We start from the raw sequence: 12,079 nt of genomic DNA on the forward strand, positions 1-12,079 counted from the left end.
AGTAAGGAGACAGGAATATGGATAACAGGGAAGAAAACAGCAGGAATACAGAACAGGACAGAGTGGATAATCCGGTGGAAAATACAGTGAGTACGATGGTAGAAACAGCTTTGTCAGAGAATAAAAGGGAACGGAAAAAAAGAGAAAAAGCCGAGAAAAAAAAGAATGCGCCGGCACAGGGAAACAGTCTGTTGGGCAGCACATTGGCAAAGGTCTTGGCATTTGTTCTGATGATCGCAGCCGCAATTGTGGGGGTGTTGGGACTCTATGGTACCTGCATGCTTGCAGACAGTGGAGCGTATTCCTCCGGTAAAATGATGTTTATCCATGATCAGCTGTTGTACCGGCAGGTCAATCAGGATCTGTATCGGATACGCGACTGGTATGAGAATGAGAGCTTGCAGACCATGGAAGCTTATTGCAGGCAGCGGAACATCTGGGTAAAGGTGGAGAGCTACGATCTGGATACGGATGAATTCCTGGGAGAATGGAAGAACGAGGATTATGTAGACAAGACAAATGATCTGACCTACCGGCTGGAGTCCCAGGTGCAGCATAGGAATGATAACACCTATATCAATACAGAAACTTCCTCTGCCTCTGATGGCTATGAAAGTTATGGAAGCTCTGAAAGCTCTGATATCACGGAACCTGCGCCATCTGTCAATACCGGGTCTGATGTGGAAAGCATAACGGCAGCGGAGCAGGAAGCCCTTTCCTCCGGTAATCTGGAGAAATATCTGGATCTGGGGGACAGCGTATCCTTAGGTGGAGAGATTTATGTGCCGGTTGAACGGGCGGAACAATATGCAAAATGGATGATCAAGGATGCCTTAAGTGAGACAGAACGGCTGCAGGAAGAGTCTGCTGAGGAAGCATTAGCAGAGCGTAACAAGCGTATTGTGGTTATCCTGACAGTGAATTCCAGCCTGCCGAAGGAAGATGAATATGCCCTGATCTATCATCAGGCGGAGCAGCTTTATGATAACCGGAATGTGATCCCCGTGGTATGCTGTGTGGGAACGGTACTGGCATTATTATGCTTTATTTTCCTGTTGTGCAGTGCCGGACATAAGAATGGCAGGGAGGGTATTACTCCCAGTGCGATCCATGAGATCCACCTGGATGTGTATACAGTGGTCGTTGCCGTTGGAGCCTTTACCGGTCTGTATCTGGCTTTTGGATGGATCGGTATGAACTCAGGTATGATCAATCTGATCGTTCTGGTGGTACTGTTTGCGGCAGAGGTGATATGGTGCACCCTGTACTTCATGGAGCTGGCCATCCGCCTGAAAATGGGAAAATGGTGGCAGAATACGATCCTGTATAGAGTATTCCGGTTCTTCGGAAGATTCTGCAGGGGAGTTTCCCGTAGTATTGTGAAATTGATCCGTGGGATTCCTATGGTATGGAGAACAGCACTTTTGTGCCTTGCAGTCTGCGTGGTAGAGTTTTTCGGTTTAATACTGTTTTATAATGATAGAGTTGTATTACTCTTTTTCTGGGCCATAGAGAAATTTATTCTGTGCGGTGCGATTACTTTTGTGGCATTGATGTGCAAAGAACTGCAGGAGGGCAGTGAAGCATTGGCGGACGGAGATCTGAATTATAAGCTGGATACCTCCCATATGGTATTGTCCTTCAAGGAGCACGGGGAGAATCTGAACAGCATCGGCGAGGGAATTTCCGCAGCCGTGGAACAGAGGATGAAGAGTGAACATCTGAAGACGGAGCTGATCACGAATGTGTCCCATGACATAAAGACTCCGCTGACTTCCATTATCAATTATGCGGATCTCATCGGAAAAGAAGTGTCCGGTGATGCGAAGGATACCAGAGACGGTGCCGGTACAGAGACTGCACAGGAGAGAGAACAGCATATATCGGAGTATGCCGAGGTGTTGCTGCGTCAGTCCCAGAAGCTGAAAAAGCTGCTGGATGATTTGTTGGAGGCCTCCAAGGCCACCACCGGCAATCTGGAGGTCCATCCGGAGGTCTGTGATGTGTCGGTACTGCTGTCACAGGCGGTGGGGGAATACGGGCAGCGCTTTGCTGACAAGCAGCTGGAGACTATTGTAAAACAGCCGGAGGAGACCGTGAAGGTCATGGCGGACGGCAGACATCTGTGGAGAGTGTTCGACAATCTGTTAAACAACATTTACAAATATGCCCAGGCAGGAAGCCGTGTCTATCTGAATGTAGAGCATGACGGACAGAATGCGAACATCATTTTCCGGAACATGTCGGCCTACCCGCTGGAGATGTCACCGGAGGAGCTGGAAGAGCGGTTCACCAGAGGGGACAGATCCCGCCATATGGAGGGCAACGGATTGGGATTGTCCATTGCCAAGAGCCTGACGGAGCTGCAGAAGGGCGATATGGAGATCGTCACGGACGGTGACCTGTTCAAGGTGGTGATCACGCTGCCGGAGACGATGTAAACTGTTTTTGTAACTCTGAATAATTACAAATTTTCTAAAAATAGTATTGACAAAACAGAAAAGAAAGATTATTCTTAGACACATAAACAACATTCATAAGTTTACCAAACCTGTGAGGAAGAGTAGTAAGCCTTAGGAAATTTTACAGAGAGCCGTGGATGGTGGGATCACGGTAAAGGAACTTTCGCCGAATGGACTTCCGAGGCTGGCCCGAGAACAGATCAGTTTTAGGCGTCAGCGGGATTCGGACCCGTTATCAAGCCGATGGATATGATAGTATCCAGAGAAAAGTGGACATAATTCGTAAGGAATTGTCAAATTGAGTGGCACCACGATGATGAGCAGGAGCTTATTACCGTCTCAAATGTATAGGAATATACATTTGAGGCGGTTTTTTTATTCGGGGTTCAGTAATCTTATGAGCAAACTAATTTCAATTGCGTGGATACGCAGAAAGAGAGGAATAAGATTATGAAGAAGAGAATTTTAGCAGCAGTATTAACCGCAGTTATGGCAATGGGTGCCCTCACCGGATGCGGCAGCACAGGAAGCAAGGATAACTACACCATCGGTATTATGCAGTACGCCGTACACGGATCTTTGGATAACTGTCGGGAAGGATTTTTACAGGGACTTGCCGAGGAAGGCATCGTAGAGGGCGAGAACCTGACGATTGAATATGTCAATGCACAGGCAGACAACGGAACCTCCGCCATGACAGCCAGCAATTTCGTAAGTAAGAAAGTAGATATGATCTGTGCCATCGCAACTCCTTGCGCCATGGCAGCATATAATGCTACAATGAATACAGATATTCCCGTGATCTACACCGCAGTATCCGATCCTGTGGAAGCAGGTCTTGCCAATGAAGACGGTACTCCCGTAGGCAACATCACAGGTACTTCCGATGCGTTAGCAGTAGATGCACAGTTAAAAATGATCCGTGAGGTACTTCCCGAAGCGAAGACCATCGGTATCATCTACACTACCAGCGAAGCAAACTCTATCAGCACCATCGCAGAGTACAAGGCTCTGGCAGGTAACTACGGATTCGAGATCGTGGACAGCGGTGTTACCGCAATGTCTGAGGTGGCTCTGGCAGCAGCGGATGTCGCATCCAAGGTAGACTGCATTACCAACCTGACCGACAATACCGTAGTAAGTGCATTGCAGACCGTACTGGATGAAGCTAATAAAGCAGGCATCCCGGTATTCGGTTCTGAGGTAGAGCAGGTTAAGGCAGGCTGCGTGGCATCCATGGGTCTGGAATATATCGAGCTTGGCAAGCAGACCGGTAAGATGGCAGCGAAAGTCCTGAAGGGAGAGGCAAAGGCTTCTGAACTGAACTTCGAAGTGATCTCCGAGCCCAGCCTGTATGTGAACTTCGCAGCAGCAGAGAAGATCGGTCTGGAATTACCTGAGAACTACAAGACTGATGCTTACCAGTCCTTTGATGAGATCGTGGTACAATAGGAGGTTTTTATGGCACTATTATTAAGCGTACTGGAACAAGGAATGATCTACGGCATCCTGGCACTGGGTGTTTACATTACCTATAAAATACTGGATTTTCCGGATCTCACGGTCGATGGCAGCTTCCCCTTTGGGGCTGCCATCACTGTGCGTCTGATCAATGGCTTCGGCGTACCGGCGATCCTCACGCTTCCCATTGCGTTCCTCGGCGGAGCACTGGTGGGAATCTGTACCGGACTGATCCATGTGAAATTAAAAGTCAGAGATCTGCTCTCCGGTATCATCATGATGACCGGTCTGTATACCATCAATCTGTGGGTGGCAGGCTCCGGCTATGTAGCTATTTTTGATAAGGAAAATATTTTCAACAACAGCTTTGTGAATAGTATTACTCCGGGCTTTTTGGTAAATTTCAAAAATGTGATCATTATTTTCCTGATCACCATGGTAGCAAAATATCTGTTAGACTGGTACATGAGCACCAAGTCCGGATTTTTACTTCGTGCCGTAGGTGACAATGATACCATCGTTACCAGCCTCGGTGTGGACAAGGGACTGGTGAAGATCGTGGGTCTGTCTATTGCCAACGGTCTGGTATCCTTAAGCGGCTGTATCTATGCACAGCAGCAGAGAAGCTTTGAGATCTCCATCGGAACCGGTGCGGTAGTCATTGGCCTTGCCAGTGTTATCATCGGCACCAGTCTGTTCAAGAAGGTAACATTCTTCCGTGTGACCAGCAGTGTAGTGGTAGGATCCATTCTGTATAAGGCATGTGTGGCAGTTGCCATGTTTGCAGGCATCAGCCCCAACGCCATCAAGCTGATCACAGCAGTCCTGTTCCTGATCATTCTCGTGATCAGCATGGACAGAAAGAAGGTGAAAGCATGCTAGAGCTTATCAATATCAATAAAAATTACAATCCCGGCTCGGTCAACGAGCTGTGTCTGTTCAAGGATTTCAATCTTACCGTAAAGGACGGAGAATTCGTATCTGTCGTAGGAAGTAACGGTTCCGGTAAGACTTCCATGCTGAATATCATCTGCGGAAGTATTGCGGTGGACAGCGGCAGGATACTGATCCACGGAGAAGATATTACAAAACAGAAGGATTATATCCGTCAGCGCCGGATTGGCAGAGTGTATCAGGATCCCTCCAAAGGGACCTGTCCCAGCATGACAATCCTGGAGAACATGTCCATTGCGGAGAATAAGGGCAAGCCGTATAATCTGGGACGTGGTGTAAATAAGGCAAAACTGGAAACTTATCGTGAGATGTTACGACCTCTGAATTTAGGTCTGGAGGATAAGATGGGTGTGCAGGTCGGTTCCCTCTCAGGAGGACAGAGACAGGCGCTGGCACTGCTCATGGCGACTATGACACCGATTGATTTCCTGATCCTGGATGAGCATACCGCAGCGCTGGATCCCAAGACCGCGGAGATTATCATGGAACTCACCGACCAGGTCGTGAAAGAGAAGAAAGTGACCACCATTATGGTCACTCATAACCTCCGCTATGCCGTAGAGTACGGCAACCGCCTGATCATGATGCATGAAGGAAAAGCTATCCTGGATAAGGCTGGTGAAGAGAAAAAGAGCATTAACACGGAAGAGATTATGGGAATCTTCAATAAGATCAGTGTAGAATGCGGTAACTAAATTGAGAGTTACGCGAGCAATGAGCCGCGCATAGGCAAAATAAGAACCGTGATTGGGAGCTTGCTCACAAATCACGGTTTTTATTTTTGCCGTGATGCGGCGAACGCCGCGATATGAAATAAGATTGGAAGAGTCTTTTGCTGGCAATCTTATGAATAGCGTGGATCATTGCAGATGCCATCTGCCACCCGGGGAGATCTGTTTGTATTAAAAGCACCATTTTCTGCTAAAAAAATACAAAAACATGAGATTTTGCCATGTAAAAAACTGCTATTTTCGCTGAGCGTGCAAAATGAAGATATTCCGTACAAAAATTCCTGATTTAGAAGTTTTTTTGTACGGATTTTGCTATTTTGATGCGATTTTCACCAAAGCAATAGAAAGAAGGTTACGCGGCTGTTTCGCTAACTCTCTGTTGTAGGACAAACATATTACTGCCCGGAAAGTGATTTTAGAAAACCAAGCGGTATTTTTATCGAAGAATCCATGAAAACGTTCTAAAAATTACTGCTTCGGATAGGATGCTTCCATTCCGGCAGTAAATTCCAGTCGCTGTAAAAGAAAATCGCATTAAATTTACTGCTTATAAAGCACAAAATGGATTTTAGGCAGTAAAGATCGGAACATCAAAACAAAAATACCACCCAGGAAGACAACAAAGTCATCCGGGTGGTATTTCACTAACTCTCAGTTTATTTCTTTTCTGGGCGTAGATTTTCTAATACTTCATCCGGTACATACAGCTTCCCCCAGCCGGTTCCGAGGTCGATCTTGGGCTTGTTGGCGCCGTGGAAGTCGGAGCCGCCGCTGATCTGCAGATTATATTTGGAGGCAAGTCCGCGGATCTGGCGCTCCTCAGCGGTATTGTAGGTGCTGTAGATGGCTTCGATGCCCACGAGACCGATCTTTTTCAATTCCGCTACGAGAGTATCTAGACGATCATCGCTCATGTGATAGAGGATCGGATGTGCCAGCACCGGTACGCCGCCGGCTCCCAGGATCAGTTCCACCGCCTGGGCAGGTGTTACCTTTTCTCTTGGAACGAAGCAAGGGCAGTGATCGCCCACGTAGCGGTCAAATGCTTCCTTCATGCTCTGGATATAGCCGTGGGAGAGGAGATATCTTGCAAAATGAGCCCTGGTGATAACCGCACCGGGGAATTCCGCCAGAAGTGCCTCGTAAGTAATGTCAATGTCATGCTCTCTGAGAAGCGCACACATTTTTTCATTGCGGTTCTCGCGGGAACGAATGAAATCTTCTAAATAATGGGCAAACTCCGGCTGGCGGTAATCAATGAAAAGACCAACCATGTGGATATCTTTGCCCTTATATTCCGTAGACAGTTCAATACCGGGAATGATCTCAGGCACGCGGGGAACGTCAGAGTCTGGAACAGAAGAAACCGGAAGGCGGGCAGCTGCATCGTTACGGGAGGAAATGACTGGGGATGCCGCCTGAGCCTGCCGCAGTTCCTCCGCATATCGGATCGCCCGGTCCAGTCCGTTTACTGTATCGTGATCGGTGAGAGCGAAGGCGGTTAATCCTTTTTGAATTGCATAATCAACTAATTCTTCCGGGGTAAAGGTACCGTCGGAACAGGTGGAATGTACATGAAGATCTACCATATTTCTATCCTTTCTGAGATTATTTTTGGGGACTGGTCCACATTAACATACATTAGAGCTGGTTTTTGCGTATAGAGACAGTGTTTGTAAATATTACATATTTTAATGGAGATCATTAAACGAAACAGAATTGGAAAATTAACAAAATGGATGTCGGCAGCACCGGCATCCATTTTATTCGTCTTAGTTCTCGTCGTCTTCGGTCTGTGCGGTGAATACAGTACGCTTTCTTGCCATTTCATCGCTTGCCAGGTACTCATCGTAGATAGTGATCTTGTCTACCAGACTGCCATTCGGCAGAATCTCGATGATACGGTTGGCAGTGGTCTGTACGAACTGGTGGTCATGACAGGAGAACAGTGCCACACCGGGGAACTTGATCAGACCGTTGTTCAGCGCGGTGATGGACTCCATGTCCAGATGGTTAGTGGGCTCATCCAGGATCAGACAGTTGGCGCCGCTGATCATCATCTTGGATAGCAGACAGCGAACCTTCTCACCACCGGAGAGGATGCGGACCTTCTTCACACCGTCTTCGCCGGCGAACAGCATACGTCCCAGGAAACCACGGACATAAGTGGCATCCTTTACGGGAGAGTAGCCGGTCAGCCAGTCGGCGATGGTCATATCATTGTCGAACTCTGCGGTATTGTCCTTCGGGAAGTAGGACTGGGAAGTGGTAACACCCCACTTGTAGGTTCCCTCATCCGGCTCGATCTCTCCGGCAAGGATCTGGAACAGAGTGGTCTTCGCCAGCTCACAGCTTCCTACGAAAGCCACCTTGTCTTCACGACCCAGAGTAAAGGAGATGTCATCTAACACCTTTTCTCCGTTGATGGTCTTGGACAGATGCTCCACAGCCAGTACTTCGTTACCGATCTCACGCTCGGGGCGGAAGTCGATATAGGGATATTTTCTGCTGGAGGGCTTAATGTCATCCAACTCAATTTTTTCCAGGGCACGTTTTCTGGAAGTAGCCTGCTTGGATTTGGAAGCATTTGCGGAGAAACGGGAGATGAACTCCTGTAATTCCTTGATCTTTTCTTCCTTTTTCTTATTGGCTTCTTTCATCTGCTTCACCAGCAGCTGGCTGGATTCATACCAGAAGTCATAGTTACCGGCATACAACTGAATCTTGCCGTAGTCGATGTCGGCAATCTGGGTACATACCTTGTTCAGGAAATAACGGTCATGGGATACCACGATAACGGTATTCTCGAAATCGATCAGGAAGTCCTCCAGCCATGCGATCGCGTCTAAGTCCAGATGGTTGGTAGGCTCGTCGAGCAGCAGAATGTCGGGGTTACCGAACAGTGCTTTGGCTAACAGGACCTTCACCTTCAGACTGCCGTCTAAATCCTTCATGAGAGAGTAGTGGAACTCGGTGCCGATGCCCAGACCGTTTAACAGCATGGCGGCATTGGACTCTGCTTCCCAACCGTCCATCTCGGCGAATTCCGCTTCCAGTTCGCTGGCACGGATACCATCCTCGTCACTGAAATCTTCCTTGGCATAGATGGCATCCTTTTCCTTCATGATCTGGAAGAGACGCTCGTTACCCATGATAACGGTATCCATAACCACGTTGTCGTCATATTTGAAATGATCCTGCTCCAACACGGAGAGACGCTGACCGGGGGTGATGACGATATCACCTTTGGTAGTGTCCAGCTGACCGGACAGGATCTTCAAAAAGGTGGATTTACCGGCACCGTTAGCTCCGATGAGGCCGTAACAGTTGCCCTCGGTAAACTTGATGTTGACATCTTCGAATAAAGCTTTCTTACCCACACGGTAAGTTACGTTGTTTGCACTGATCATTCTTAAACCTCTTGTTATTCTTCTTATTAAATGTGTTACAAAGCCACCCTTACCATTATACATAAAAGCCCACATATTTCAAGGAAAAAGTGTGAAATCTTGACAGAGTAAAATATTTATGTAAAATGATTACTAAAAGATATGAACAAGGTTCATTGGCATAATGGAGGTTTGCATGGCAACGATTAAAGAGATTGCAGAGATCGTGGGTGTGTCGAGCGCAGCGGTCTCCAGAGTATTGAATTACGATGAAGGAATTTCCGTCAGTGAGGAAACGAGAGAGGCTATTTTTGCCACAGCGGAGAAGATTGGCTATAAGAAAAAAGTTATTTATCCGAAAATTGAAAACGTTGCACTTTTGTATTTTACAGATAATGAGGATGAATTGGAGGATGTGTTTTACCGCGGTGTCAGGGAGGAAGTTATAAAGCAGGCAAAAAAAATGAATATCCGACTGCAGATTTATGACCGCAGAGATGGCATGAGCGTGATCCCCAGAGATCTGAATGCCTTTATTGCCGTAGGCTGGCTGACCCGCAAAGAGATCAATCAATTGTATAAAATCTGCCCCAGAGGAGTGTTCATCGGCACATCACCGGATGAAAAATTGTTTGATGCGGTTAGACCCAATATGGATTCCTTCGTGACACAGATGGTAGATTATTTTGTGGAAAAGGGTCATAAAAAAATCGGATTTATTGGCGGAAGCGACCGGAATATTGATACGGGGAAGCCCTCCATGGATATCCGAGAATGGTCCTTTCGGCAAAGTGTGGCATATTATCATTGTCTGGAGGAGGAATATATCCTGATCTCGGAGAAATTCACCGTGGATGAAGGTTATCGCATGGGAAAAGAATTACTGAAAAAAAGTTCCCTGCCCACCGCATTGTGCATTGCGAGCGATACACTGGCAGTGGGAGTATTGCAGGCACTGAATGAAAAAGGGATACAGGTGCCGGAGCAGATGGCGCTTTTCAGCATCAATGATGTGAATATAGCCAAATATCTGTCTCCGCCGTTGACAACCATACATATTGATATTCCCTGCATTTGTGAGACGGCATTGGATCTGCTGCGAAACCGGGTGCTGTATGGTGGCAAAGTGACAAAGCTTATCTTTGTGAACGGGATTCCAATTTTTCGCAAGAGCTGCTAAATCAATAATAAGTCAATGAACAATAAATAGAAAAAAGTTAAAAGGGAGGTGACGGAACAGACCTCTCTTTTTGTATGCTTATTTTGTATAAAACTGACAAAAGATACCTGCCAAATTTGGCAATAGGGTAAAAAAAGAACAAGAGGCATTGACGAAAAGAGGTAATGATGCTATATTTTTTCTAAAGGTAAATAATTTACTATAATAAAAGTAAAACATTAACTTTAGAAAGATTGAAAGGAGAAAATTAATGAGAAAGAAATTTTTGGGGATTTTGTTGGCGGCAGGAGTAATCGCGGCAATGACAGGATGCGGAAGCACAAACAATGTAGACGGTGAGAAAGCAACAGCAGATGAGAATGGTAATTATCTAATTAATGGTAGCTTTGAAGAGGCTGATTTTACCGGATGGACGGTAAATAATGTGAACGATTCCACAGAGGAACTGGATATCTATGATCGTGATACTGACTGTTTCGAGGGGGTACAGTCCCTGCATTTTTATTCCGGTAGCAGTAATGTGGATTTTTCCGCAGAACAGACGGTGAACGGACTGGAGGAAGGCACTTACAAACTGACGGCACATATCCAGGGAGATGCTGCAGGGGATAAAAACGCAACGGTGTATTTCTACGCTGTGGTAAACGGGGAAGAAATCAAAGTGGACGGAGAACTGAACGGCTATGTGAACTGGTACACTGCAGAGATACCGGATTTGAAGCCTGCGGACGGAGAAATCACGGTAGGTGTACGTGTTACTACAGCACCCGGCGGATGGGGCACCATCGATGATCTCACGCTGGTGAAGGAGTGATCATGGAATTTATCAAGGGTATGGACATCTCTATGGTGAAGGAACTGGAAGTCAGCGGAGCGTCCTATTACATAAACGGAAAACAGGAGGATCTGTTTCGTATCCTGAAGGAGTGCGGAACGACCATGGTACGGCTCCGGATCTGGTCAGACCCGTTTGATGAGATGGGTAACTCCTACGGTGGCGGGGGCAATGATTTACAGACTACCATAGAAATTGCCGGAAGAACTGTGGAAAACGGAATGGACTTTATGTTAGACTTTCATTACAGCGATTTCTGGGCAGATCCCGCCAAACAGATCAAGCCGAAGGCATGGCAGAAGCTGCGGGGAGAAGCGTTGGAGACTGCAGTGTATCTGCATACCGTGAATACGCTGAAGGCACTTAAGAATCACAAGCTAATTCCGAAAATGGTGCAGGTCGGCAATGAGATTACCAAGGGTCTTCTCTGGCCGGACGGTTATGTGGAGCAGACGGAGAATATGGCAAGGCTTTTGCGGGCAGGGATCCGGGGAGTGAGGGAAGAGTGCCCCGGGGCAGGAATTGTGCTGCATTTGGATTTCGGCACCAACAATGAGCTTTACAGGCAGTGGTTCGACCGGATCGCACCGTTTGCATTGGATTATGATGTGATCGGAATGTCCTACTATCCGCACTGGAACGGCTCTCTGGAGCAACTGCAGAATAATATGAACGATATCAGTGCCCGTTACGGCAAGAATGTACTGGTGGTAGAGACTTCCATCGGCTATACTACGGATACCCTGGGATGTAAAGGAATCGTCTATTCCGAGAAGGAAGAAGAGGCTACCGGATATCCTGCCACACAGGAAGGACAGGAGCAGTTCTTAAGGGATCTGATGGCTACAGTCAGGAAGGTCAAGGAGGACAGAGGAATCGGTGTGTTTTACTGGGAACCCGCATGGCTCCCGATTCCGGATTGTACCTGGGCGAGCACGAGCGGAAGTCAGTATATGCAGGAAAAAATGGCAGCCGGCAACGCCATGGCGAATATGGCATTATTTGATGCAGCCGGCAATGCCAACAGTGCCCTGCTGCATATGAAAACAATGTAGGTGAGGAATGAC

9 protein-coding genes are annotated in these 12,079 nt (G+C 47.2%); 7 read left to right on the forward strand and 2 right to left on the reverse strand.

What is annotated here, in order from left to right:
* Positions 1 to 17: 17 nt before the first annotated feature.
* The 4 genes from H9Q77_RS05925 (at position 18) to H9Q77_RS05940 (ending at position 5,572) form a co-directional block, all read left to right on the forward strand.
* The gene (locus H9Q77_RS05925) at positions 18 to 2,441 is read left to right on the forward strand and encodes a sensor histidine kinase (RefSeq protein ID WP_249326828.1); all 2,424 of its coding nucleotides are present in this window, start codon (positions 18 to 20) and stop codon (positions 2,439 to 2,441) included.
* A gap of 471 nt (positions 2,442 to 2,912) precedes the next feature.
* Positions 2,913 to 3,914, forward strand: coding sequence for an ABC transporter substrate-binding protein (locus tag H9Q77_RS05930; protein WP_022154475.1), 1,002 nt, complete (start codon positions 2,913 to 2,915; stop codon positions 3,912 to 3,914).
* Positions 3,915 to 3,923: 9 nt separating this feature from the next.
* Entirely contained in the window at positions 3,924 to 4,805 is an 882-nt protein-coding gene (locus tag H9Q77_RS05935) for an ABC transporter permease (RefSeq protein ID WP_022154474.1), read from the forward strand.
* Positions 4,799 to 5,572: an ABC transporter ATP-binding protein gene (locus tag H9Q77_RS05940; protein ID WP_118546445.1), complete on the forward strand. Its 774-nt coding sequence runs from the start codon at positions 4,799 to 4,801 to the stop codon at positions 5,570 to 5,572. Before H9Q77_RS05935 ends, H9Q77_RS05940 begins: the two co-directional genes overlap by 7 nt.
* Positions 5,573 to 6,264: 692 nt before the next feature.
* Here H9Q77_RS05940 and H9Q77_RS05945 read toward each other — a convergent pair.
* Complete coding sequence (locus H9Q77_RS05945) at positions 6,265 to 7,197, reverse strand: PHP domain-containing protein (RefSeq protein WP_249326829.1); 933 nt, start codon at positions 7,195 to 7,197, stop codon at positions 6,265 to 6,267.
* Between the two features lie 183 nt (positions 7,198 to 7,380).
* Positions 7,381 to 9,018 (reverse strand): ABC-F family ATP-binding cassette domain-containing protein, encoded by a 1,638-nt coding sequence (locus H9Q77_RS05950; protein WP_249326831.1) that lies wholly within the window; start codon positions 9,016 to 9,018, stop codon positions 7,381 to 7,383.
* Positions 9,019 to 9,193: 175 nt separating this feature from the next.
* Between H9Q77_RS05950 and H9Q77_RS05955 the strand changes: the two genes are divergently transcribed.
* The 3 genes from H9Q77_RS05955 (at position 9,194) to H9Q77_RS05965 (ending at position 12,067) form a co-directional block, all read left to right on the forward strand.
* Positions 9,194 to 10,177 (forward strand): LacI family DNA-binding transcriptional regulator, encoded by a 984-nt coding sequence (locus H9Q77_RS05955; RefSeq protein ID WP_022153477.1) that lies wholly within the window; start codon positions 9,194 to 9,196, stop codon positions 10,175 to 10,177.
* Positions 10,178 to 10,427: 250 nt separating this feature from the next.
* A complete protein-coding gene (locus tag H9Q77_RS05960) occupies positions 10,428 to 10,991 on the forward strand; it encodes a hypothetical protein (RefSeq protein WP_022153476.1) in 564 nt (187 codons plus the stop codon).
* Positions 10,992 to 10,993: 2 nt separating this feature from the next.
* Entirely contained in the window at positions 10,994 to 12,067 is a 1,074-nt protein-coding gene (locus H9Q77_RS05965; protein ID WP_022153475.1) for a glycoside hydrolase family 53 protein, read from the forward strand.
* The last annotated feature ends 12 nt before the right edge of the window (positions 12,068 to 12,079 follow it).

Origin of the sequence: Simiaoa sunii (assembly GCF_014337175.1) — a bacterium.
GTDB classification, from domain to species: domain Bacteria; phylum Bacillota; class Clostridia; order Lachnospirales; family Lachnospiraceae; genus Acetatifactor; species Acetatifactor intestinalis.

Coding starts and splice junctions, on each gene's coding strand:
- H9Q77_RS05925 (WP_249326828.1), top strand. CDS start 18: ATGGATAACAGGGAAGAAAACAGCAGGAATACAGAACAGGACAGAGTG.
- H9Q77_RS05965 (WP_022153475.1), top strand. CDS start 10,994: ATGGAATTTATCAAGGGTATGGACATCTCTATGGTGAAGGAACTGGAA.
- H9Q77_RS05960 (WP_022153476.1), top strand. CDS start 10,428: ATGAGAAAGAAATTTTTGGGGATTTTGTTGGCGGCAGGAGTAATCGCG.
- H9Q77_RS05935 (WP_022154474.1), top strand. CDS start 3,924: ATGGCACTATTATTAAGCGTACTGGAACAAGGAATGATCTACGGCATC.
- H9Q77_RS05955 (WP_022153477.1), top strand. CDS start 9,194: ATGGCAACGATTAAAGAGATTGCAGAGATCGTGGGTGTGTCGAGCGCA.
- H9Q77_RS05950 (WP_249326831.1), bottom strand. CDS start 9,018: ATGATCAGTGCAAACAACGTAACTTACCGTGTGGGTAAGAAAGCTTTA.
- H9Q77_RS05940 (WP_118546445.1), top strand. CDS start 4,799: ATGCTAGAGCTTATCAATATCAATAAAAATTACAATCCCGGCTCGGTC.
- H9Q77_RS05930 (WP_022154475.1), top strand. CDS start 2,913: ATGAAGAAGAGAATTTTAGCAGCAGTATTAACCGCAGTTATGGCAATG.
- H9Q77_RS05945 (WP_249326829.1), bottom strand. CDS start 7,197: ATGGTAGATCTTCATGTACATTCCACCTGTTCCGACGGTACCTTTACC.